This window comes from Cyanobium usitatum str. Tous (genome assembly GCF_003011885.1).
In the GTDB taxonomy this organism is placed as follows: Bacteria; Cyanobacteriota; Cyanobacteriia; order PCC-6307; family Cyanobiaceae; genus Cyanobium_A; species Cyanobium_A usitatum.
The window spans coordinates 1-23252 of record NZ_PXXO01000005.1; the positions used below are offsets into that span (position 1 = coordinate 1).

At 62.5% G+C, this 23252-nt stretch carries 24 protein-coding genes and 1 pseudogene; 14 read left to right on the forward strand and 11 right to left on the reverse strand.

The features are described 5' to 3' along the window. The first annotated feature begins 442 nt into the window (after nt 1–442). The 3 genes from cysK to C7K55_RS14015 are packed head-to-tail and all read left to right on the forward strand — an operon-like array spanning nt 443 to nt 4177. Entirely contained in the window at nt 443–1429 is a 987-nt protein-coding gene (cysK, locus tag C7K55_RS05355; protein ID WP_106502405.1) for a cysteine synthase A, read from the forward strand. 6 nt (nt 1430–1435) lie between these two features. Continuing rightward, nucleotides 1436–3655: a cation-translocating P-type ATPase gene (locus tag C7K55_RS05360; RefSeq protein ID WP_153062447.1), complete on the forward strand. Its 2220-nt coding sequence runs from the start codon at nt 1436–1438 to the stop codon at nt 3653–3655. Nucleotides 3656–3658: 3 nt separating this feature from the next. After that, nucleotides 3659–4177, forward strand: a complete 519-nt coding sequence (locus C7K55_RS14015) for a cation transporting ATPase C-terminal domain-containing protein (RefSeq protein ID WP_153062448.1) — start codon at nt 3659–3661, stop codon at nt 4175–4177. Here C7K55_RS14015 and gorA read toward each other — a convergent pair. From gorA to C7K55_RS05380, 4 genes are all read right to left on the reverse strand, one after another. Further along, complete coding sequence (gene gorA, locus C7K55_RS05365) at nt 4174–5517, reverse strand: glutathione-disulfide reductase (protein WP_106502406.1); 1344 nt, start codon at nt 5515–5517, stop codon at nt 4174–4176. The genes C7K55_RS14015 and gorA overlap by 4 nt on opposite strands. 193 nt (nt 5518–5710) lie before the next feature. After that, nucleotides 5711–6049, reverse strand: a complete 339-nt coding sequence (locus C7K55_RS05370; RefSeq protein WP_106502407.1) for a P-II family nitrogen regulator — start codon at nt 6047–6049, stop codon at nt 5711–5713. A 12-nt stretch (nt 6050–6061) separates the two neighbouring features. Continuing rightward, complete coding sequence (locus tag C7K55_RS05375) at nt 6062–7513, reverse strand: ammonium transporter (RefSeq protein ID WP_241518197.1); 1452 nt, start codon at nt 7511–7513, stop codon at nt 6062–6064. 464 nt (nt 7514–7977) lie between these two features. Then, a complete protein-coding gene (locus C7K55_RS05380; protein WP_106502408.1) occupies nt 7978–8496 on the reverse strand; it encodes a phycocyanin subunit beta in 519 nt (172 codons plus the stop codon). Nucleotides 8497–8589: 93 nt separating this feature from the next. Between C7K55_RS05380 and C7K55_RS05385 the strand changes: the two genes are divergently transcribed. From C7K55_RS05385 to C7K55_RS05400, 4 genes are read left to right on the forward strand one after another with little or no spacing between them, the layout of a single operon-like run. Next, nucleotides 8590–9846, forward strand: a complete 1257-nt coding sequence (locus C7K55_RS05385) for a glutathione S-transferase family protein (RefSeq protein WP_106502409.1) — start codon at nt 8590–8592, stop codon at nt 9844–9846. Between the two features lie 13 nt (nt 9847–9859). Further along, nucleotides 9860–10435, forward strand: coding sequence for a DUF2808 domain-containing protein (locus C7K55_RS05390; RefSeq protein ID WP_241518198.1), 576 nt, complete (start codon nt 9860–9862; stop codon nt 10433–10435). 17 nt (nt 10436–10452) lie between these two features. After that, complete coding sequence (locus tag C7K55_RS05395; RefSeq protein WP_241518199.1) at nt 10453–11085, forward strand: M23 family metallopeptidase; 633 nt, start codon at nt 10453–10455, stop codon at nt 11083–11085. A 16-nt stretch (nt 11086–11101) separates the two neighbouring features. Beyond that, entirely contained in the window at nt 11102–11380 is a 279-nt protein-coding gene (locus C7K55_RS05400) for a DUF427 domain-containing protein (RefSeq protein ID WP_106502411.1), read from the forward strand. A 46-nt stretch (nt 11381–11426) separates the two neighbouring features. Here the strand turns inward: C7K55_RS05400 and C7K55_RS05405 are convergent, their stop codons facing one another. From C7K55_RS05405 to C7K55_RS05415, 3 genes are all read right to left on the reverse strand, one after another. Further along, entirely contained in the window at nt 11427–11663 is a 237-nt protein-coding gene (locus C7K55_RS05405) for a hypothetical protein (protein WP_106502412.1), read from the reverse strand. 103 nt (nt 11664–11766) lie between these two features. Next, complete coding sequence (locus tag C7K55_RS05410; RefSeq protein WP_106502413.1) at nt 11767–13935, reverse strand: glutamine synthetase III family protein; 2169 nt, start codon at nt 13933–13935, stop codon at nt 11767–11769. A 128-nt stretch (nt 13936–14063) separates the two neighbouring features. Next, nucleotides 14064–14459 carry a Hepatitis C virus core protein gene (locus C7K55_RS05415; protein ID WP_241518200.1) on the reverse strand — a complete coding sequence of 132 codons (396 nt, stop codon included), beginning with the start codon at nt 14457–14459 and terminating at the stop codon, nt 14064–14066. A 52-nt stretch (nt 14460–14511) separates the two neighbouring features. Here C7K55_RS05415 and arsS point away from each other — a divergent pair, with 52 nt between their 5' ends. From arsS to C7K55_RS05435, 4 genes are all read left to right on the forward strand, one after another. Next, nucleotides 14512–15525 (forward strand): arsenosugar biosynthesis radical SAM (seleno)protein ArsS, encoded by a 1014-nt coding sequence (arsS, locus tag C7K55_RS05420; RefSeq protein WP_106502414.1) that lies wholly within the window; start codon nt 14512–14514, stop codon nt 15523–15525. Nucleotides 15526–15658: 133 nt separating this feature from the next. Then, complete coding sequence (locus C7K55_RS05425; RefSeq protein WP_106502415.1) at nt 15659–16066, forward strand: PilZ domain-containing protein; 408 nt, start codon at nt 15659–15661, stop codon at nt 16064–16066. After that, a complete protein-coding gene (locus C7K55_RS05430; protein ID WP_106502416.1) occupies nt 16063–16656 on the forward strand; it encodes a hypothetical protein in 594 nt (197 codons plus the stop codon). Before C7K55_RS05425 ends, C7K55_RS05430 begins: the two co-directional genes overlap by 4 nt. A 70-nt stretch (nt 16657–16726) precedes the next feature. Next, nucleotides 16727–17248, forward strand: a complete 522-nt coding sequence (locus C7K55_RS05435) for a LexA family protein (protein WP_106502417.1) — start codon at nt 16727–16729, stop codon at nt 17246–17248. An 89-nt stretch (nt 17249–17337) separates the two neighbouring features. Here the strand turns inward: C7K55_RS05435 and C7K55_RS13705 are convergent, their stop codons facing one another. From C7K55_RS13705 to C7K55_RS05465, 4 genes and pseudogenes are all read right to left on the reverse strand, one after another. After that, the gene (locus C7K55_RS13705; protein ID WP_193486176.1) at nt 17338–17661 is read right to left on the reverse strand and encodes a hypothetical protein; all 324 of its coding nucleotides are present in this window, start codon (nt 17659–17661) and stop codon (nt 17338–17340) included. Between the two features lie 1092 nt (nt 17662–18753). Further along, complete coding sequence (locus C7K55_RS05450; protein WP_241518201.1) at nt 18754–18936, reverse strand: hypothetical protein; 183 nt, start codon at nt 18934–18936, stop codon at nt 18754–18756. A gap of 38 nt (nt 18937–18974) precedes the next feature. Then, nucleotides 18975–19420, reverse strand: a pseudogene (locus tag C7K55_RS14225) (rhodanese-like domain-containing protein). An 18-nt stretch (nt 19421–19438) separates the two neighbouring features. After that, entirely contained in the window at nt 19439–20575 is a 1137-nt protein-coding gene (locus C7K55_RS05465) for an MBL fold metallo-hydrolase (protein WP_106502420.1), read from the reverse strand. Between the two features lie 120 nt (nt 20576–20695). Between C7K55_RS05465 and C7K55_RS05470 the strand changes: the two genes are divergently transcribed. The 3 genes from C7K55_RS05470 to C7K55_RS05480 are packed head-to-tail and all read left to right on the forward strand — an operon-like array spanning nt 20696 to nt 23238. Next, complete coding sequence (locus tag C7K55_RS05470) at nt 20696–21016, forward strand: ArsR/SmtB family transcription factor (protein ID WP_106502421.1); 321 nt, start codon at nt 20696–20698, stop codon at nt 21014–21016. A 47-nt stretch (nt 21017–21063) separates the two neighbouring features. Continuing rightward, a complete protein-coding gene (locus C7K55_RS05475) occupies nt 21064–22620 on the forward strand; it encodes a carboxypeptidase M32 (RefSeq protein ID WP_106502422.1) in 1557 nt (518 codons plus the stop codon). 30 nt (nt 22621–22650) lie between these two features. Next, nucleotides 22651–23238, forward strand: coding sequence for an inorganic diphosphatase (locus C7K55_RS05480; protein WP_106502423.1), 588 nt, complete (start codon nt 22651–22653; stop codon nt 23236–23238). The last annotated feature ends 14 nt before the right edge of the window (nt 23239–23252 follow it).

Consider the following 23252-nt stretch of genomic DNA (forward strand, 5'->3'; position numbering starts at 1 on the left):
TGGAGGTGACCCAGTCGCAAAACTGGTTCCACGCAGAAGCGCCTTGGCGCTGCTGAATAGTGGTTGTCATGAGAACGAGAAGAGGGTGTTCCAGAGGAACGGGTATGGAAGGTGGCAAGCCACCAGACGGAATCCCGTCGAGCGCAAGAACATTGCGTAACAGGACTGTAACGGAAGATTGCGGGATTAGTGAGAAGGCCGGCCGGGGGGCGCCAAAGCCCTGCTGATGAATCCCATAAGTAACGATTATGTTGGGGTGCGGCAGGCCCCAATCGGGTCAACCCCAGGGGCCAAGCCCAAGGCCTTGCGTGAGGCATCGAGTTGGCTCGCCGACTGCAGATCGATGTTGTTGACCACAAGGCCTGTAAAAACTGGCTAATTCCTGCTGTTCGCTCGGCAGAGCATCCCTAGGGTGCGCCAAGAGAATGGCTCCCCCAAACGGATGACGAGCGTTTACGCCGACAACAGCCTCACCATCGGCAAAACCCCCCTAGTGCAGCTCAATCGGGTCACCGATGGATGCAAGGCCCGCGTACTGGCCAAGATTGAAGGCCGCAACCCTGCCTTCTCGGTGAAGTGCCGCATCGGCGCCGCCATGATTTGGCGGGCCGAGCAGGAGGGACTGCTGGGACCTGGCAAGGAGCTGGTGGAGCCCACCAGCGGCAATACCGGCATCGCCCTGGCTTTCGTGGCCGCCGCCAAGGGGATCCCCCTAACCCTGACGATGCCGGAGACCATGAGCCTGGAGCGCCGCAAACTGCTCACGGCCTACGGCGCCCACCTCGTTCTCACTGAAGGAAGGATGGGTATGCCCGGCGCCATCGGCGCTGCCAAGGAAATGGCAGCCTCCGACCCCGACCGCTACGTCCTTCTGCAGCAGTTTTCCAATCCGGCAAACCCCCAGATCCACCACGACACCACCGGCCCCGAAATTTGGACAGACACTGAAGGATCGGTGGATGTACTCGTGGCTGGAGTGGGCACCGGAGGCACCATCACTGGCGTCAGCCGTTACATCAAGGGAACCCTGGGCAAGCCGCTGGTTTCGGTGGCAGTTGAACCCGACAACAGCCCAGTGATCAGCCAGGCCAAGGCAGGGCAGGAGCTCAAGCCCGGTCCCCACAAGATCCAGGGCATCGGCGCTGGCTTTGTGCCCGCAAACCTCGATCTGGACCTGGTGGACCGGGTCGAAACCGTTGGCGACGAGGAGGCGGTGGCCATGGCCCGCCGGCTGATGAAGGAAGAGGGAATCCTGGCGGGCATCTCCTGTGGTGCCGCAGCCACGGCCGCCCTGCGGCTAGCCCGAGAGGAGGCCTACGCAGGCAAAACCATCGTGGTAGTGCTGCCCGACTCAGGTGAGCGCTACTTGAGTTCAGTGTTGTTTGAAGGGGTGTTTGACGAGAAGGGTCTTGCCCCGCGATCTAGCTAACCCGCCATGCAGCTCTCTGCTAGCCAGCCGATCTGGAGCATCCCAGCGCAGGCAGTGCCGGCAGCTCTGCAGTGCACACTCCAAGGCTTGAGCGACTCAGAGGCCCAGCGGCGGTTGGAGAGGTTTGGAGCCAATCGCCTCCCAAGCCAGCGCCGCCGTTCCCTGCTGCTGAGGTTTGTCGATCAACTGGTGCACTTCATGGCCCTGCTGCTATGGGTGGCTGGGGCCCTGGCATTTGCAGCGGGCACGCCCCAGCTGGGCTGGGCTATTTGGGCGGTTGTGCTGGTCAACGGCCTGTTTTCCTTCTGGCAGGACTACCAAGCCGAGCGCACCCTGACGGCGCTGAAGCGATCCCTCCCCCGCCAGGTGCGGCTCTGGCGTAATGGTGAACTCACCGAGCTAGATGCCGAGCTGCTGGTGCCGGGCGACCGAATCCTGCTGGAGGAGGGAGACCAGGTGCCCGCTGATGCTCGCCTGATCCAGGCCAACGAACTGAGCTTGGATCTCTCGGTGCTCACTGGCGAATCGCAGCCAGTGGCGCGCCATGCCGATGCCATCGACTCACCTCCGGCAGGCAAAGTTGCCCTGATTCCGACCCGGGAACGGGCCAATCTGGTTTTGGCGGGCACCAGCGTGGCCGGCGGTCGCGGCGAGGCCATCGTTTACGCCACCGGCGTTGAAACTGAATTCGGCCACGTGGCCCACCTCACCGCCGCCACAACCAGGGGCATCAGCACCTTGGAGCAGCAGGTGGGCCACATCGTGCGCACCATCACAGCCATCGCCTTAATCATGGGGGCGATCACCTTCAGCCTCAGCCTTTTGTTTGTGGGGATGGGTCCCCTCGAAAGCCTGGTGTTCGCTGTGGGGATCATCGTTGCCAACGTGCCCGAGGGCTTGCTGCCCACGGTCACCTTGGCCCTGGCGATCAACGTGCAGCGCATGGCCAGTCAGAAAGCACTGGTGCGCAGGCTTTCTGCCGTGGAGACCCTCGGCTCGGTAAGCGTGATCTGCAGCGATAAAACCGGCACCCTCACCTGCAATCGCATGGCGGTGGAGGAGATCTGGCTGCCCCATGTAGGCGAGCAGCCAGGGATTGACCTAGGTGGAGAAGCCGAGCTGTTGCTGGCGGCCTGCCTATGTTCAAACGCCCAGCTCAAAGCCAGCGGTGACGGCAGCCGAGCCCTCGGCGATCCCACTGAAACCGCCCTGCTGGTGGCAGCCCAGGCTCGAGAGCTGGGCCTCGACGTGCATCAGCAGCGCCATCCCCGCAGCCGGGAGTTGCCATTTGATTCCCATCGGCGCCGAATGAGCGTGATCGTGGCCACCGAGACCGGCCTGCAGCTGATCACCAAGGGGGCACCCCTGGAGCTGCTGGAGCGCTGTAGCCCAGAGGGCCGCGCCCAGGCAGTGGCCGCCAACGACGACCTTGCATGCCGCGGCTACCGCGTCATCGCCGTGGCCCAGCGCCGGCTTGAGGCCGCGGAGGCGCAAGCCCCAGCCGATCAACTGGAGCAAGAGCTCAGCTTGTTGGGCTTGATCGCGCTTTACGACCCGCCCCGGCCGGAGGTGCCTGAGGCGATTCGCCAGTGTCACCAGGCTGGGATCAAGGTCACGATGGTGACTGGCGACTACGGCCTCACCGCCCAGGCAATAGCTCGCCAGATCGGCCTGCTGGATATGCCGGCCAAGGGTGACAACCACCCCCAGGCCGATCCGGTTCGGGTGATCCAGGGCGACCAGCTCGAACTGATCAGCGATGTCCACCTGCGCCAGTTGCTCAAATACCGCAACCGGCTGGTGTTCGCCCGGATGGCCCCGGAGCAGAAGCTGCGGCTTGTGCAGGCCTACCGCTCCCTCGGCGAAGTGGTTGCGGTCACTGGCGATGGGGTCAATGATGCGCCGGCCTTGCGGGCGGCCGATGTGGGCATAGCTATGGGCCTGGTGGGCACCGATGTGGCAAGGGAGGCCGCCGATGTAGTGCTGCTAGACGACAACTTCGCCACGATCGTCACGGCGGTGCGCTTTGGCCGAGGCGTGGTGGCCAACATTCGCAAGTTCCTGCCCTACGTGCTGGCTAGCAACGTGGCCGAGATGGCTCCGTTTTTAGCCATGGTTACCCTGCAAATCCCGGCGGCCCTAACCGTGCTGCAGATCCTGGCGGTGGATCTGGGCACCGATTTACTACCCGCCCTGGGGCTAGGAGCCGAGGCGCCTGAATCTTGATTGATGCGCCAACCGCCCCGGCGCCGTTCAGCGCCGCTGCTGGATCGGCCCCTGATGCTGCGCGCCTATCTGGTGCTGGGCCTGAGCGAAGCCGTGGTGTCGATGACGGCCTACCTGCTCAGCTGGCAGCAGCAGGGTGTGGGGTGGGCCGAGCTCAGGCTGGCAGCCCCCCTGCTTCTCCATGGCGAGGCCGGAGCAGCGCTCGTGGCCAGCCAGCAGCAGGCCTCAAGCGTGGCCTTCAGCTGCATCGTGGCCGGCCAAATCGGTGTGGCGATGGCCTGCCGCAGTGAGCATCGCTCCGCCTTCGTCAACTTGGTGCAGCAGGGCTGGCGCCGCAATCCCCTGCTTTGGCTTGGGATAGCAGCTGAAATCATCTTCACAGCGCTATTGCTCTATTGGCCGCCCCTGTCGCGGCTAGCGGCGATGGTGCCAATTGACAGCCGGGCCCTGCCGATGGTCCTGCTGGCGCCGCTGGTGGTGATGCTCGCTGATGATTGGCGCAAAAGCCGGCTCACGACCTAGTTCGGCATGGTCACAAACTCCTCGGCAACCGAGGGGTGCAGGGCCATGGTGCGATCGAAGTCGGCCTTAGTGGCGCCCATGCCGATCGCGATGGCTGCCATCTGAATGATCTCAGCGCTGTGCTCGCCCACCATGTGGCAGCCCAGCACCTTGCCGCTTTCCAGCTCCACAACCAACTTGAGCAATACCCTGGGCCCCCTGGCCGGCAAGGCCTGGCTCATCGGCCGGAAACGGGTCCGATGCACCCGCACGCCTTCTGGGCCATGGCGCTGGATGGCCTCCTCTTCGCTGAGCCCCACACTGGCCAGCTCCGGCTGGCTAAACACCGCACAAGCCACCAGGCTGTGGTCCACCTGGCGCGGGCTAGTGCCATAGACAGTGTCGGCAAAGGCGCGTCCCTCATCAATGGCAACCGGGGTGAGGTTGATGCGGTCGGTGACATCGCCAACTGCATAGATGTGGGGCACGTTGGTGCGCTGCTCGCTATCCACTGGAATGCGATTGGCCTCAGTGGCGATAGCCGCTGCCTCAAGGCGCAGGCCCTCCAGGAAAGGGCGCCTGCCGGTGGCAAGCAACACCCCACCGCAAGGAATGATTTCGCCTGCCTCGGTGTGGACGCTGAGGTCGCCGGCACTGCCAGTGATGGCCGCAGGACTGTGGGCAAAGCGAATCTCAATACCCTCTTGCTCCATGCCCTCTTGAACAGCCTTGGCAGCTTCAAGATCAAAGCCCCGCAGCAAATGATTGCCGCGCACCAGCTGGGTCACGGCCACGCCAAGGCCATTGAGGATGCAGGCGAATTCACAGGCGATGAAGCCAGCACCCACCACCACAATGCGCTCCGGTAGTTGCTCCAGCAGAAACATCTCATCGCTCACCCAGCCAAGCTCTGCCCCTGGAATCGCTGGCCGCTGGGGCCGCCCCCCCACCGCAATCAAGATGCGCTCGGCCCGCAGGCGGCGCTCGCCAACGGCAACGGTGTGACCGTCTTCAAAGCAGCCCCAGCCGCGCACCAGCTCTACCCCCGCTTTTTCAAGAAAGCCGAGGTGCAGCTGATTGAGTCGATCTACCTCAGCGCGCACATTGGCCAGCAGGGTGCTCGGGTTGCGGCGAATCCCCTCGATTTCCCAGCCATAGCTGGCTGCATCGGCAAGCAAGTGTTTGTAGGCGGAGCCATAAACCAGCAGCTTTTTGGGCACGCAGCCGCGGATCACGCAGGTGCCCCCCACCCGATCGCCCTCCACGATGGCCACCCTCGCGCCATAACTTGCGGCCCGTTTGGCAGCAGCCAAACCACCAGAGCCGGCCCCCAGCACGATCAGGTCGTAGGAGCTGTTCATGGGGGGTGGAGATGAAGGACTGGAGCTCCTCACGCTATGGCGTGAAGTCCTTGGGCGGAAGGGTGCTCCCCAGCTCAGCGAAAAAACCCAATGAAGCTGGTGGCATTGTCAGCAGCCATAAAAAAGCCCCCCTGACGGGGGGCAGTTGAGGTGTCCCAGATGGGAACACCACATCAAATCAAGAGGTGGTTGATCAGATCGCCGTGTCGCCGCGCTCGCCGGTGCGGATGCGGATGGCTTCCTCAACGGGGGTGACGAAGATCTTGCCATCACCGATTTCCCCGGTGCGGGCGGCATCGAGGATGGCAGTGAGGGTGGCTTCCAACTTGTCGTCAGTCACCACCACAACGATCTTGGACTTGGGTAGGAAGTCCACGGTGAACTCGTTGCCGCGGTAGCGCTCCACCTGACCTTTCTGTCGCCCGAAACCGCGGACATCGACAATAGTCATGCCGACCACATCGAGGCCTACGAGGGTTGTTTTGATTGCTTCCACCTTGGAAGGGCGGACCATTGCCGTGATCATTTTCATGGTGATTCAGCTTCAGTTGGTCGTGGGGTCGTAAGCCTCTTCCCCGTGGGCGACGAAGTCGAGACCACGTTCTTCCTGCTCAGGAGTGACCCGCAGGCCCACCGTGGCGCCAACGATCCAGAGAATTACCGCGGTGCCGATGCCGACAAACCCGTAGCTGATCAGCACGGCCTTGACGTGGGCCACGAACAGGGCGGTGTTGCCGCCGCTGGCGAGAATTGCTGCCGATTTGGGAAAGAAGTCGGCTGGCACCAGGGCAGGGATGGCTAGGGCGCCGGTGAGGAGGGCTCCCACCGTGCCACCCACGCCGTGGACGGCGAAGGCATCGAGGGAATCATCGAAGTTGATGGAAGATTTGACCTGAACGGCTATGTAGCAGGCGATGGAGGTCGCCGCACCGATAATCAATGCCTGGGGCATGTAGACGAAACCGGCGGCAGGGGTGATGCCCACCAGACCAGCCACCGCACCGGTGGCAGCGCCCACGGCGGTGGGTTTGCCATCCCGGAACCACTCAATCAGGCACCAGGTGAGCAGGGCCGTTGAGGCCGACAGGGTGGTGGTCAGGAAGGAGAAGCCGGCACCCTTAGCAGCGAAGTAGCTGGCGCCGTTGAAGCCGAACCAGCCAAACCAGAGCAGGCCTGCACCCAAGAGGATGAAGGGCACGTTGTGGGGAGGACGCTTGCTGCCGGGGAAGCCGCTGCGCGGACCCACAATCGCAGTGGCCACCAGAGCCGCCACGCCTGCAGCAATGTGAACAACTGTGCCGCCGGCAAAGTCGATGGCGCCGATCTCCCCAAAGGGACCGATGTAGCCACCGCCCCAAACCATCTTGCACATGGGGCAGTAGATGAACAGGCTCCAAAGCAGGGAGAACCAGAACCAGGCCTTGAAGTTGATCCGCTCCACAAGGGCGCCGGAAATAAGCGCCGGGGTGATGATCGCGAACATGCCCTGGAAAAGGGCGAAGGAGGAAGCGGAGATGGCGAAACCATCAGCTAGTGGAGCATCACCGAGCTCACCGCCTACGCCGTTCAGCCACATCTGGCCGAGACCACCGATGAAGGGGCTGCCGAAGCCGGTGTCGAAGGAGAGGGAGTAGCCGATCACAACCCAGACGACACCGATGAGCCCCATTAGGAAGAAGCTCATCATCATGGTGTTGAGCACGTTCTTGGCGCGGGTGAAGCCGCCGTAGAAGAACGCCAGGCCTGGGGTCATAAGCAGAACCAGGGCTGAACCCATCAGCATCAGCAGGGTGTCGGCGCCGTCGGTGGGGACCTTCGCCAAGGCTGCCTTGGCGGAGCCTGCCATCAGCGGCAGCAGGCCAGCACCAAAGGCGAGCAGCATCACGGCGTAACGCTTCAGTTCAGGTTCCTGAACCTTGGCGAGAAGCTGGGTGCGGAATCGATCAAAGACAGCGAGCGGGGTTGGACCGCCGCCAGCGATGGGGACTTGGGCCATGAAGGAAGGTGACCTCTAATATTCACCCGCCCACAATCGTGCAGCGCTGCAGTCCTGTGGGTAGCAAATGACACCGTTCACGAGAACGCTGATCCCTTCCGCCCTGTGTTGGCTGGCAGCCCAATCTTGGGACGGACGTCGCTGACTAGAAGCCGCCGAATGTGCCGCCGAGGATCGACGGCAGAGAGGGTCTGGAGGGCCAACTGGGCAACTCCATGACTGATTGTCAGACCTTTTCGATGTTGGATCCGTTCACGGTTGGATCGGTTCACCAGTTAGTTGGCTGCCGCGGAGTGAAGCAATCCGTCGTGACTGATGCCCTGATGCTCACTATTCAGGTCTTCAGCTGAGCTGCCTGGCCCCATCCCTTGGCTATGGATCTCCAGTGCAACCGGAAACCAAAAAAAACCTCTGGGTGAGCTGTTGGCCTCCTCCCAGAGGGACATTGCTGGGCTTGTGCCCAATCAGCCGACTGCAGCAGCAGCGCGGTCGAAGTAGGTGCCAACTTCGGACATCAGGGCGGAGCAATCGCCAGGGGTGATGCCGTTGCGATCGTTAGCGATCGAGATAGCAGCTTCCTTCATTTTGCGAACGCCTTCTGCCACAGAAGCGCCAGGAACGCCGAGGGCGAGGTAGGTCTCACGCAGGCCGTTGAGGCAGCGGTCTTCCAGCACGGAAGCGTCGCCAGTGAAAACGGCGTAGGTGACGTAGCGGAGGATGATCTCCATGTCGCGCAGGCAAGCAGCCATGCGGCGGCTGGTGTAGGCGTTGCCGCCAGGAGCGATCAAGGCGGGCTGTTGATCGAAGAGATCGCGAGCAGCGTTGGTAACGATGGCAGAAGCGTTGGAGGTGATGCGGTTCACCGTATCCATGCGCTTGTTGCTTTCGGCAACCATCGCTGCGAGGGCATCGATCTGGCCGGCGTTAATGAATTCGCCACGGGCATCAGCCTGGGCAACAACCTTGGTGAAGGCGTCGAACATTGGATCTCAGTTATGGAACTTCGCTCTTGAAACTTAGATAGGCCACCCAGCACCCCGCGAGCTCCTAGAACCAAGGCTGCTGCAGCGATAGCCATGGAGTCGACAGGCCAGGAAGTGCTCGATTGGCAAGAGCTCGAACGCCTCGGCGCGTCCCCAGCCGATCCAGTCAACGGTCCCACCAGCGCCCAGGCCCGGCTGCGTCTGTTTGGCCAGCAGGAGGAGGCAGTGCGGGTCACTCTTTTCCGCGACCACCATGCCTGGTGCCCCTACTGCCAGAAGGTGTGGCTTTGGCTCGAAGAGAAGCGGATCCCGTACCGGATTCGCAAGGTCACCATGTTTTGCTACGGCGAAAAGGAGGCTTGGTTCAAACGGCTAGTTCCTTCGGGGATGCTGCCGGCGCTTGAGCTCGATGGCCGCCTGATCACTGAGAGCGATCGCATTCTTGAAGCCCTCGAGGGGGCCTTCGGGCCCCTGGTGCTGGGCATGAACGACCCGGCGGTGCTGCCCCTGCGGCAGTTGGAGCGATTGCTGTTCCGGGCGTGGTGCCAATGGCTCTGCAGTCCGGGGCTGCGACCCGCCCAGGAGCAAGCTGCCAGGGCGGCTTTTCAGCGCATTGCAGGCAAATTTGAGCAGGCGCTCAGCCAGCAAAGTGGGCCCTTTTTGCTTGGCGAGCTAGGCACGGCTGATCTGGTGTTCGTGCCCTACGTGGAGCGCATGGCAGCAAGCCTGGCTTACTACAAGGGTTTTCTGCTGCGCAGCGAGCATCCGGCCATTGGCCGCTGGTTTGAGGCGCTGGAGCAGCGCCCCAGCTACCTCGGCACCCAGAGCGACTTCCACACCCATGCCCACGACCTACCGCCCCAGATGGGTGGCTGCTATGCCAGCGGAGACGCCAACCAACAAGCACTAGCCACTCAAATCGATCGGGGCCCCTGGCCCCTGGGCAGCCCCGACCCGGAAACCAGCCAAGCCGAACCGGCCAATGCGGCAGCTTTTGCCCTCAGCCGGGTGATCAAGCACCGAGCGGCAATTCTTGGCCGCAGCCCCCTGGGAGCGGAAAACTTCGATGTCCCGCTCCGCACAGCTCTCACGGCCCTGATCCACGCCAAGCCCCTGCCAGCACCGGCGGGCTCTGCCCCTGCCCTGCGCTACCTGCGCGATCGCATCAGCGTGCCCCGGGATATGCCGCTGCATGCGGCTCGGCGCCTGCGCCAGGCCTTGGAGGCGACTGCCAGTCTCGATCCAGCGGATGGCACAGCCCAGGGGGCGCCGATTCCGGTGGGCCATCGCCGCGATCAGGATCCCCAGCCATTCCTGCGGGCCGCTACTAGCGTTTTGCCAACTGCTTAATGCCCTAGTGCCTGTGCCCCGTCTTCGACGCGTCGCCGTTGCGCTCGGCTGGGCCCTGGCCAGCTGCATTGCCGGGGCGCCCGCACTCTCGCCGCTTGCGATCCCCGCCGCTGGCGCCCTTGAACTCCGGGGCGTCACCTACTTCAGCAAGGCTCCCTGGAAGGTGGACCTGGTGAGCTACTACACCACTGTCTGGCAGACCGGTGCGGAGTACTACTTCACGATCACGCTCGATCCGGAGGCGGGGGTGGCCCTCGGCGGTCTGACGATTCAGCAGACCCGCGGCGTTGATACCAGCTTTCCATTCTTTGTGGATCGCACCTCAGCTTTTTTGGGCCGGCCGCGCCAGCAGGGTCCCCGCGTGCCGGTGCAGGCCCAGTTCGATAGCGATGCGCGCCGCTTCACCCTCAGCTTCCCTGAGCCCATTAAGCCCGGAAGCACGCTCACCGTTGTGCTCAAGCCCTGGAACAACCCGGCTGTCTCCGACACCTACATGTTCCAGGTGTCGGCCTACCCAGCCGGTCCCAACCCCTCGCCAGCGTCGCTGGGATTTGGCACCCTGCGGATCTACGACCCTGATTGGCGCTGAGCCAGATCCCCTGAGCCATGACCCACCGGAGCTGGCCCGCGCTTTTGCCGTTGTTTTTGGCAGCGGTTGTGGGCCAGTCGTCGCTGCGGGCCCAGACCGCGATGCCCCAGGAGCTGCCGGGCCACGTTTCAGTGCCGGATGTGCGGCTCCCCGGATCGGAGGGATCTCTGGCCCGAGGCGCCTTGCCGGCACCAGGGCTGGATCCGGCGGCGCCGCCCCTGGCTTACCCGTTGGCCCAGCCCGCCGAAAGCCTGGACCCCTGGGGCTGGCGCTACTCGGAGCGCCGCTCGGCCTGGCGGCTGCACACCGGCATTGATCTGGCGGCGCCGCAGGGCACGGTGGTACTCGCCTCCCGGGCCGGACGGGTGCTGCTGGTGGAGTCGATCAGTGGCTACGGCACCACCGTGCTGCTGGACCATGGCGAGGGTTGGCAGACGCTCTATGCCCATCTGCACGAGGCCATCGTGGTGAACGGCGTCTGGCTGGAGCAGGGGCAACCCCTGGGCATGGTGGGCATGACCGGCTCGGCGACGGGTCCCCATCTGCACTTCGAACTGCGTCGCCAGGGCGCCGAGTTGCTGGCCCTGGATCCCACACCCCACCTGCCGCCCCCATCCCTACCCCCGGTGCTTGCCACAATCAGCCCGTAATTGCGCCACACGCCCCATGCAAGCCCAGTGGAATGGTCAGGTGATTGCCAGCAGCGATGACATCGTCAAGGTCGACGGCAACGCCTATTTCCCCGCCGCAGCCCTTGACCCCGACTCCATCCGCCCCTCCACCCACACCAGCGTGTGCGGTTGGAAAGGCACGGCTCACTACTACGACCTGGTGGTAAACGGTCAGGTGAACGCCAATGCGGTCTGGTTTTATCCAGAGCCCAAGGAGGCTGCCGCCAACATCCGCGGCCGGGTGGCCTTCTGGAAGGGCGTGCAGGTGACCTAAATAAGCCGTCTCGCGCAACTAGGGAGAGTTGGCAGCAGCAAGGGATTCAGCAACCAGGAAATCGCAGGGTGCGCCAGTCGCCGCTGGCAGTACTCACTTCAACGCCAATCTCCACAGGCCCTGAGCTGCCACCGCAGTGGTCGTTCCACCAGCCAAGCGCTTCGCTCCATGCGGCATCGAGGGATTCGTAGAGGTCGTCGAGCACCGGATGGGGGGCGCCCTGACGATCGACTAGGCGGTAGATCCGCACGTGGCTGGGGGATTGGGTACGCACTGCTGGCATGTCTGGCTTCGCTGCTCTGCTGGTAATCATGGCCCTTGTGCCAGATCGAAACTGTCACCTTCACAACATCTTCCGGTGTTGCAGGTTGCTAGGCCGCCAGGCATCAACGTATGAACAGCATCTCCTGGTAGCTGGGCAGGGGCCAGAGGTCGTCGTCGACCAAGCCTTCCAGACCATCAACCGCCACGCGCAGGTCTCCGATTAGCGGCATCAGGCTGTCGGCGCAGTGACGCATGTGGGCTTCGGTGCCGTGGGGCGCGGCATGTAGGGACTGATCGAGGCTCTCGCAACCGTTGTTGAGCTGCTCAAGCAGTTCGCCCAACTGATTGCGCAATTTGAGATTGGGATGCAGGCCCATCGCCTGCTGCTCCTGTAGGGCCTGGCCCAGCTCGCCTAGATAGCGCACAGCAGCTGGATATACCTGGGTGCGAGCGATCTGCAGGGCCAGCTTTGCCTCCACTTCAATCGCCAGCACGTACTGCTCGGCGTACACCTCAAAGCGGCTCTCAAGCTCCACCGCACTGAGCACTCCTTGGCGCTCAAACAGCTCGCGCACCTCCTGGCGCTGCAGCACTGGCAAGGCATCGGCGCAGGTGCGCAGGTTTTCCAGGCCACGCTCTTCGACAGCCAGGCGATGCCATTCGCTGGAGTAGCCGTCGCCGCCAAACACGACGGAGCCGTGCTCGCGCATCACCTGCTGGAGCACGTTGAAGGCCGCTTCTCCTAGGGCGGTGCCGCTTTCAAGCTGGCTCTGCAGCCGATCGGCAATCCAGCCGATCGAATCGGCCAGCACCGTGTTCATCGCCACCAGGGGCCCGGCTACCGATTGGTTGGAGCCAACGGCGCGGAATTCAAAGCGGTTGCCGGTGAAAGCAAATGGTGAGGTGCGGTTGCGATCGCCAGGGTCTTTGGTGAATTCCGGCAGGGTGTCCACCCCCAGGGTCATGACGCCGCCTTTGGCGGAACTCTGCAGGTTGCCCTCGCGGATCTGGTTGAACACGTCCTCGAGCTGGCTGCCCAAATACACCGAGATGATCGCCGGGGGAGCTTCATTGGCACCAAGGCGGTGGTCGTTGCCGGCGGTCGCCACCACCGAGCGCAGCAGTGGTCCGTAGCTGTGAACGCCGCGAATTACGGCGGCGCAGAACAGCAGGAACTGCAGGTTGTCATGGGGGGTCTGGCCGGGGTCGAGCAGGTTGCCCTGGGTGGCGTTGCCGATCGACCAGTTGACGTGCTTACCCGAGCCGTTGATCCCCGCGAAGGGCTTTTCGTGCAGCAGGCAGGAGAAGCCGTGCTTTTTGGCCGTGCTCTTGAGCACGGTCATGGTGAGCTGCTGGTGGTCGGTCGCGACGTTGGCGGCTTCGAAGTAGGGCGCAATTTCAAATTGACCAGGTGCCACCTCGTTGTGGCGGGTCTTGGCGGGAACGCCCAGGCGATAGAGCTGCTGCTCCACGTCCTGCATGAACACCTGCACTCGCTCGGGGATGGCGCCGAAGTAGTGGTCGTCGAATTGCTGGCCCTTGGCGGGCGGGGCGCCAAACAGGGTGCGGCCAGCGAGGAGTAGGTCTGGGCGCAGGGCGACGAAGGCGTTGTCGACCAGGAAATACTCCTGCTCGGCGCCGCAGCTGGAGTTCACCGGAGCTATGTCGGTTTCACCGAGTAGACGCAGCAGGCGCTGGGCCTGTCGGTTCATCGCGGCGTTGGAGCGCAGCAGCGGCGTTTTTTTATCTAGGGCCTCACCGGTCCAGGAAACGAAAACGGTGGGAATGCAAAGGGTGACCCCATTGGGGGTCTGCATCAGGTAGGCGGGGCTGGTGATGTCCCAAGCGGTGTAGCCGCGGGCCTCAAAGGTGGAGCGGATGCCGCCATTGGGGAAGGAGGAGCCGTCGGGCTCGCCCTGCACCAGCAGCTTGCCGGTGAATTCGGTGATCACCCGACCATCACTTTTGGGCGAAATGAAGCCGTCGTGCTTCTCGGCGGTGGAGTTGGTGAGCGGATAAAAAACGTGGGCGTAATACAGCGCTCCACGACCGGTAGCCCAGGTCTTCATGGCGTCGGCCACGGCGTTAGCCAACGACAAATCGAGCTTGCCGCCCTCCCGGATGGTGCGCTGGATCGACTTAAAGATCCGTCCAGGCAAGGCCTCCTTCATCGCCTGAAGGCCGAATACATCGCTAGCCCACAGCTCATCGAAGGGGGCGGCAGCAGTTGTCGCCACCGGGCGTCGCCGCTGAATCTGCTGCAGGGCGGCGTAACGGTGCGAGCTGGGCATGGGATCGATTTGAAAAGGCCTATGGGGGCATCCAATGCGGCAATCCCGCCCTCTTATGTAGCCGTTGCTACAAAATCACTCCCTGCGTTCGAGGGCTGGTGGCTACGGCGACAGACAGACCGGCCAGCTCAGATCAAGTAACGGCGAATGCTGGGACGACTCCAGAACACCAGCGCAGCAGTGGTAGCCGCCCAAAGCAAACCAGACAGCACTGCGGTGAGCAATCGCCCCTCACTGAGCAGCGCCATGCGCACGATTCCGTAAGGCAGCCCCACCGCCAGGGCCATAGACAGGGCCACGATCGCCAGGATCTGTCCCCAGGCACGCCACTTGAGCAGGGCGATCGAGCCCACCAGGCCCACCACGGCCGTAGGCAGCACGGCACTGGCGCCCACAACGAGATTGGCCGTGCGCCAGGTGGGATCCAGCAGGATTACCGCCAGGCCGAGGGGAATGGCCAGGCCATTGGCCACCAAACCCAGGCGAGCCAGGGTCACGTAGCCGCGGGGGGGCTGCTGCAACATCGCAAACTCGGTGCCAGCGACTCACCATGCTCGTTCATGGGTAGGCGGCAGGATGGTGGTGTTCGCAAATGGACGGGGATTGCAACTCCATTCCGCCCCGCCCTTAACAGCAGCCCAAGGGCCAGCAACGGCCTTCCCGCCGCTGCAGCGGGGACCCCTGACAACCCTGCAGGTGAACCTCGGTTACCGCTGTAACCAGGCCTGCAGCCACTGCCACGTCAACGCTGGACCATCCCGCACCGAAATGATGGATCCGGCCACCCTGGCCCTGATCCCGCATGTTCTGGCGGCTCGCCAGCTGAGCTGCCTCGACCTCACCGGTGGAGCGCCGGAGCTCCATCCCCAGTTCAGGGAGCTGGTGGTGGCTGCCCGCCAGCTTGGCGTCGAGGTGCTCGATCGCTGCAACCTCACGATTCTGTCGGAACCCGGCCAGGCTGATTTAGCCCGTTTCCTGGCGGATCAGGGCGTCACGGTGGTGGCCTCCCTGCCCTGCTACGCCGCCGAAAATGTTGATCGCCAGCGAGGCAGCGGCGTGTTTGAGCGCAGCATCGAGGCTCTACGTCAGCTCAATGCCCTTGGCTACGGCCAGCCAGGCAGCGGCCTCGAGCTGCAGCTCGTCTACAACCCCCAGGGGCCGGTCCTACCCCCTCCCCAAGCCCAGCTGGAGGCCGACTACCGCCGGGTGCTCGCCGCCGACTTCGGGGTGGTGTTCACCAGCCTCTACGCCCTTGCCAATATGCCGATCCAGCGTTTTGCCAGCTGGCTTCAAGCCCAGGGAAAGCTGGAGGCCTACCAAGCCCTGTTGCAAAACAAGCACTGCGGCGCGAATCTCGAGCGGGTCATGTGTCGCTCCTTGATCAGTGTCGACTGGCAGGGCTGGCTTTATGACTGCGATTTCAACCAGCAGCTTGGGCTGAGCGCAGCTGGCCGGCCCAGGCGCCATCTTGGCGAACTGCTGGGCTGGGATCCGCAGGGAGATGGGGTAGCAGTGGCGGATCATTGCTTTGGCTGCACGGCCGGAGGGGGCTCCAGCTGCGGCGGGGCCCTAAGCCGCGCCACGGGCTGAATACCTCCTGGCCAAGATAAAAATTTTCAGCCTCTTCTCAGTTGGCTTTTCGAGTCGCCTCAGTACAATGGATCAAATTACTGGGTGATGTGCACACGCGGATGTTTACTAATATCCGGCTGCATTTGACTTGATGCCGGATCCTTCCCCAAGGAAAGAGGAAAGGCACATCGTGCCCTCAATAAGCATGACAATTCAGATCGACTTTTATGTCGATCCGATTTCGTTTATTGGTCGCCTTTGGGATGTGAGCTCCTCTGGTGCCTGCCTGCTGTTTCCCATACGCGAGCCTGTAGTGCCTGGTTTGGTCGGCACCCTCACGATTCAACACCCCATCTTTGGCGATCCGATCCGGCTGCGGGCCAGTTCCCTCTGGGTCGATCGGCTGGAGTCAGCCTCCTATGTGGGGGTACGGTTTCTTGAAACCGTCGACTTCAACACCACCTTTTTGAAAGTGCTGATGCGCCGCAGCGGTGGCTATACGCCCGTGGGTAGTTTTGGCGATCTTCTCTCTGGCACGGCATTCGGCAGCTTCACTTGAGCAAGCAGCACCTTCGCCCAGCCCTGCTGATGATCCTTGGGCTGGGCTGGCTGCTTGCCAACTCTGCCCAGGCCCTGCAGCGGCCGGTGGAGCCAGTAGCGGTCTGCGTGGTGACCCCCCGGGTGGAGCCGGTGACAGAAGGGGATGCCATTGGCCTGGTGCCCACACCCATGCCCCTGCTCGTAGTGGTCGAACCTCTGCTGGAGCTCCGCATCGAGCGCCAGGGCCTGCTGGTTTGGCAGCAGCTTGCACCTGCCGGGCGCCCCTTCCGCGCACCCCTGGCCTGGCCCCTGGCCCCGATTGCCCCCGGCGAGGTGGTGCTGCTGCGTCTGAGACCTGAGCAGGCGGCAGAGGGCAGCTTTGCCCAGGTGCAACTAGTGGGTGCGGACGCCGAGCGGATGGCCCGCACCGCGGCCCTGATCCTCTCCCTAGGCCAGAGCCCCCCTGCCTGGCTGGCAGCGATCGAAACGGCCCTGGAAGCTGGAGATGTGTCGCTGGCCTGGGCCCTGCTGTTTGAACCCCAGCTCCCCGATGCAGGCGATTTAGCCGCCCTGCGCAACGAGGTGGTGCGCAGGGGCTGCGGCGATTGACCTGCGACCACAATGCAAGAGGGTACAGGTGTACTGTTTTGCGCTAGTGTGTCGGTCTTCGGGGATTGCCATGGCGAGCGATCTGATCTGGCTTGGTCCCTTGCAGCCAGCGCATCACGACCTCGAGCCCCTGCTCCTGCCCCTGGCCGGCGAAACCGTGGCCGCAGGCTTTCCCAGCCCTGCCGATGACTACATCGAGGCAACAATCGATCTAAATGGAGCCCTGATTCCGCGACCGAGCTCCACCTTTTTGATGCGGGTAGACGGCGATGCCATGCGCGGAGAGGGCATTCATCACGGCGATCTATTAGTGGTCGACCGCAGTGTGGGTCCCCGTTCTGGCTCCATCGTGGTCGCCGTGAACGAGGGGCGCTTTCTGCTGCGGCGACTGGAGGGAACACCTCCCCATTGGCGCCTGGTGGCCAGCGATGCCACTAGCCCCGCCATTGCCTTGCAAGGCGGCGATCCCGACCTGCTGATCTGGGGCGTGGTGATCCATGCGGTACATCACCTCTGGAAGCCATCGCCGCAAGCGCGAGTCCGAGCAAGCGCTTTTAACCGTTCACCAGAAGCCTTTGGAATAAAGCCATAGGCCTAGCAATCCCATTGGCACAAACACTGCGCCAAGGATCTGCAACTTGACGGTGCGCGGAGATGGCTGATTCTTACGGGGCATGGAGGTCAGGCTGAAGGGGAGAACAAAATCGGGCGATAGGTGGGCCGAGCGGCGGGCGAGAGGCTCCACTTCACCCGGCAGGTGAAGGTGGCGTATTCACCTTTGATGGCAGTTGAGAGCCGCATGGCCGTAGCGGTTGCATTGGCTGGCATGCGGTATTGGGCCTGATTGCAGGAGTCCACTTCAGAGACGTTCGACCTGTATTCAACGGTGCCACTGGTGGGCGCGGCCTTGGCGTCTGTTTGGCCTGCCTGGGCTGCGCAGGGTGCAAGCAGGGAAGCAGTGGTACAAAGGGCCAAAAGACAGGGAAATGCAGCAATGCGGCGCATGGCTAAGCGTCAAAGTCTTCCTGTAATAGCCGAAAAGACGCAGCCGCGCCTAGTCGAGCAGCCAGTGCGGCAACCTGGCCCAGTAACGCGCTTAGGGCGGTTCTGATCCATTGATGCACTAAAAAAGATTTGGAGTGCTCTCCGGTAGCCGTCGCCATCGGCAGGCAATTGCGGCTTCCCGTGGCCACCTGGTCGGTGCGAAAGGTGGCCGATCCTCTGCAACCCGAGCTCGCGATCGGCGCTAAGTCGGCAGGAAAGGTTGCGGTATGGCGAAACGGCCAAGCAACTGCGCCACCTAGTCGATCAACTCGAAATCCTGATGCTGTTGGAGCAACTCTAATCCGTGGGTATGTGGTGTGCAGCGTTTAATCAGCTCGAAGATCGCGAGGTACTTGATCTTCTGGTGGCGGCAACACCCGATGCGCTCAACTGAAATCACTGCTTGCCTGTGACCTCGAGATCGTGAGCACCCTTTTGCACAAGGTAGGAATTAATTGCCTCTTTTAAGACGGCACCAAGTTTCTTGCCCTCGAGAATGGTTAAAAGTTTTAAAGCTCGATGCTCCTCTACGGAGAGCTCAACGGTAATTCTTGGCATGACTGTGAAGGAACCTGAGCTGATGTGACAAATCTATGCCAATACTAGTGGAGGATGTGCAATCGGATATCAACACCTAAGCGTCAACGCTTCACCACAGGATTGTGAGATAATGCACTGGCCCAAGGGTTGGATTGGTGAATTAGTGATTGAGAGCTAAGGCTAATTTTGCAAAAGCGTCCCGGTGTCCCAGAAGCGTCGCAGCATTCCAGGTTGCTAGGCCGTGCGGCGGCCACCTCCCCCGTCAGGTCAGTGCGGCCAGCTGGTCGAAAGTTGGTTTCGTTAAGGCTGGAGTTCTAGGAATAAATAAATGTCTTCAGGGCTTATCGGCCTTGCCAGCCAATGCAAAATACAAAGACTAAAAGGTTGCGAAAAAGACAAACCGGCCAGCTATTCAAACAGGCATTCCTTCAGTGATGTTGGCGCCACCAGTGCCAGCTTTCAATATTGATAAACAACCCAAGCAGGGTCATCACCGCCATCAGCACGATCTGATCAAGGCGTGTATCTGGCACCAAACAGCAGCGGCAAGGCTCCCAGTGGCACTTGGCTGTTGATCTCGGGTGGCTGCCCGTGGAATAAGGGCATCAAGCCCAAATCCACGTGGAACAGCATGGCCAGCAACCAGGCAATCCAGAGAGTGATCAACCGCTGGGCATGATTTGTAGTGGAGCGCATGCATCCATCCAGGTGTTATGGGCAAGCGCCTGCTGCCATCAAATCGAAACCCGGTTCCAGGGCATCAAGGCCAGCAGGCGGGCCATGCCACAAAAACCACTGATGCCAGCAAACACCAGGCCGGCTCCCACAAACCAGCTGAGCAGAATCCATGCCGGCGCCACCCAGCTGCCGAGGCCCAGGCCGAGCAGCACCAAAGAGCCAGCGGCGATCTGAACCTGGCGCATCAGCGGCAGGGGGGCGTTGTTGAGCCTGCGCAGGGGCAATCCAGCCTGCTGCCAGCTGGGGATGCCGCCTTCTAGATCGGCCTGGGCACTGCGGCGACCGCTGTGGCATACCAGTACCAGGGCACATTGACGCTGCCTTCGATGTGCCCGCCGGCGAATTCCATTGCCTCGCGCACGTCGATCACGCTGACCCGCTTTTCAGCCAGCTGCCGGGCTAGTTCCTGGGCATTGAGACGGGTATCGGGGTCTGGTGTCATGACTGATAAGGAGGTTGATCAGGTGGAAGCGACGCCTTGCAGCGGGTAGCCCTCATCCGCCCAGCGGGCCAGGCCGCCGTGGAGGTTTGCCACCTGGCTGAGGCCGGCTTTAAGCAACTGCTGGGTAGCCAGGGCCGAGCGGCTGCCGGAGTGGCAGACCACCACCACCGGTTGATTGACGGGAAGTTCGGAGATGCGACCTTCCAGTTCCGGCAGGGGAATCAGCAGGCTGTCCGCCACCCGACCGTCGGGGCCGCCATATTCCTCAGCCGAACGCACGTCCAGCAAGGTGAGGCCATCACGGTGGGACGCCACCCAGGCGGGGGGAAGTTCGGGCAGGCCCGCATAGCTGCGTTGCAATGGCGCCCAACATGGGTTTGCAGCAGGGCTGGTGACGCCCTGATCCATGGGCTTGCCAGAGCGCATGTTGCCCGGTAGGGCTTCGGCGATCCTGTGGGGGTGGGGCAACTTCATGGACTCCATGTGACCAACGAAATCCCTTTCGGTGGCCATACCGCCCAGGCGGGAGTTGAAGGCTTTTTCTTCAACGACCGAGCTGACCGTGCGGCCCTCGTAGTCGTGCCCTGGATAGAGCAAGCAGGAGTCGGGCAGGCTGAAAAGTTGCTGGGTAATCGAGGCCCAGAGGGTATGGGGGTTGCCCTGCTGAAAGTCACAGCGACCGCAGCCCCGCACCAGCAAGGCGTCACCACTGAATGCCATCGACTGATCGTCGAGCACAAAACTGAGGCAGCTATTGGTATGACCTGGGGTGCTGCGCACCTCGAGCCAACGAACACCAAAGGACAGCCGATCCCCGTGCTGCAGGGGCATGGTCACGTTTTTCGCCTTAGCGGCTGCAGCCAGGCCAATTGCACAGCCAGTGGCCTCGTGCAGCAGCCAGCTGCCGGTGACGTGGTCGGCGTGGGCATGGGTATCGAGGGAGGCCACCAGCTCGAGCCCCAGCTCACGGAGTAGGGCAAGATCCCGGCCATGGCGCTCAAACACCGAATCGATGATCACCGCCTGGCGACTGGAAACATCGCCTAGTAAGTAGGTGAAGGTGCCGGTCTGGGCATCAAAAAGCTGGCGGAAGAGCAGGGATCCCCCTCCAGCCGCTGCCCGCAGGGAGATCGGCGTAAACGGGGCGACAACCATCGCGGCATTGCAGCTTGTTATGACCATAGCCGCATAAAGGCGTCGCGTCCGGGGTCGCTCGGGGGAATGCGGCTTGCGACATAGCTGCGACATAATTAATAGATGGCTCATTCCAGCTCCATGCCGTCTCCCCAGTTGCTGGAGGAGTACTGCCAGTTTTTCCGTTTGTTGAGTGAGCCGGCGCGTCTCCAGTTGATTTGTCAGCTCAGGGCAGGGCCCATGGATGTGGCAGCACTGATCGAAGCCACTGGCTTCTCCCAATCCCACATCAGCCGCCAGCTCGGTCAACTGCAGCGGGCTGGCCTAGTGCGCTGCGAGCGCGATGGGGTGCGCACGATCTGGAGCGCCGAAGGCGCCTTGGTAGATGAGCTCTGCTCCCTTGTCCAGACCCGACTCAAGCGACGCCTGGAGAACCAGTTAGCCCAACTGCAATCAGCCTGAGCGCGCCGGGCTTGAAGCCGGAAGAATGGCCCTAGCAAAAGTTCCCCATGGCGCAGCCAAAATCGCCCCTAGATCAGCTGCAGGAGCATCTGCGCCAGAGCCAGCTGCTGGGCTCAATCAGCAGTGCCCTCTACTACGACCAGAACACGGTGATGCCGGCGGCCGGTGCCGAATGGCGTGGCGACCAACTAGCCCTGTTGGCCAGCCAGCTGCACGAACGCCAGAGCAGCCCTGCTTACGCCGATCTGGTCGAGGCGGCGGAAGCCGAGCTGCAAGCCAGCACTCCGGCGGCGGTGCGCCGCAACTTGCAGCTACTGCGGCTTGAGCTAAATCGCCAGCGCTGCCTAGATCCCCAGCTTGTAGCCCAGATCGCCCAAGCCCAGTCGCGCGGCAATGCCATCTGGCAGGAGGCAAGGCGCCGCAGCGACTTCAGCATCTTTGCTCCGGCACTGGAAAGCCTGATCGGCCTACGCCGCGAACAAGCGACCCAACTTGCCGCCGCTGAAGTTCAACACCGCAGCCCCTGGGAAATCCTGGCCCAGCCGTTTGAGCCCGACGTCAGCAAAGAACGGCTGCAGCAGCTGTTTGCCCCACTGCAGGACGAACTGCCCGTCCTGCTCCAACAGGCAGCAGCAACCCAGGAATCCCCCCTGCCAGAGCTACCCGAAGCCCTGCAGGAAAATCTCTGCACCGAGCTGCTCAACAGCTGGGGCTACGACCCGGCCTACTGCCAACGCTCCCGCTCGGCCCATCCCTTCTCCTGCACCGTGGGCCCCCAGGACTTCCGCATCACCACCAGGGTGGTGCCGGATCAGCCCCTCTCGGCCTTCCTTGCCACCGCCCATGAATGGGGCCACTCCCTATATGAACAGGGCCTGCCCCGCACGGGCAACCACTACTTTCCCTGGCCCCTGGGTGAGGCCACCTCGATGGGGGTGCACGAGTCGCAGTCGCTGTTCTGGGAATGCCGCGTGGGCCGCAGCCGCGCCTTCGCCGAGCGCTGGCATCCGCGCTTCTGCACTGGCTTAGGCAGCGGTGGTGGCAGTGGCGTTGGCAGTGGCAGTGATCCCTGGGGCGGTGCCCTCGGCTTCTGGCGAGGGCTCAATCCCCTGCGGCCCGGCCTGATTCGGGTGGAAGCCGACGAGCTCAGCTACTGCTTACACATCGTGCTGCGCTTTGAGCTGGAGCTTGCCCTGCTCGAGCAGGAGCTGCCGGTGGCGGAGCTCCCAGATTTATGGAACCGCCGCATGGGCGAGCTGCTGGGCCGTACCCCTTCAAGCGATTCGGAGGGATGTCTGCAAGATATCCACTGGGCAGAAGGCCTGTTTGGCTATTTCCCCAGCTACGCCCTGGGCCATCTGATCAGCGCCCAACTCGCGGAAACCATGGAGCAGGAGCTTGGCGGCCCAGGTGCCATCGAGGCCGCGATCGCTGCTGGTATGGAGAGCAGCCTGCGGGACTGGCTGGCCAGCAGGGTTTATCCCCTGGGCCGCAGTGTCAATGCGGAAGAGCTGGTGGAACAGGTGAGTGGCCAGAGCCTCAGCGCAGCTGCTTTCCTTCGCTATCTGCGCAACAAGCTGGAGCGCCTGCAGGCAGATACTTAGGATGCCGCTCAGCCACTCAAATTCCGCTTCATGGCGAACATCGACCACGCCCCGAGCCGCACGATGCTCAACCTGCTGCACGTGCTGCCGGCCTTCGCTGATGAAGCAGAGCTGCGCTTGAACGCGATCGTGGAGTTGAACTCCATGACGATCAACAAGTACGAACTGATCACGGAGACAGGCCACCTCAAGCTGGATCGCGTCGGCTACTCGTCGCTGGCTTACCCCTTCGCCTACGGCTGTATCCCCCGCACTTGGGACGAGGACGGCGACCCCCTAGATATTGAAATTGTCGGTGTCACCGAGCCCCTAGTGCCGGGATCGCTGGTGGAAGCTCGGATCATCGGCATCATGACCTTTGACGACGGCGGCGAGGTCGACGACAAGGTGATCGCAGTATTGGCCGATGACAAGCGCATGGACCACATCACCAGTTTCACCCAGCTTGGTGAGCAGTGGGTCACGGAAACCCAGTACTACTGGGAGCACTACAAAGACCTCAAAAAACCCGGCACCTGCAAGGTCAATGGCTTCTTGGAGCCAGCAGAAGCTGTGAGCATCATTAAGGAGTGCGAACGGCGCTATCTCCACATCATCGACTCCAAATTGGTTAACTAAGCGCCCTTATCACC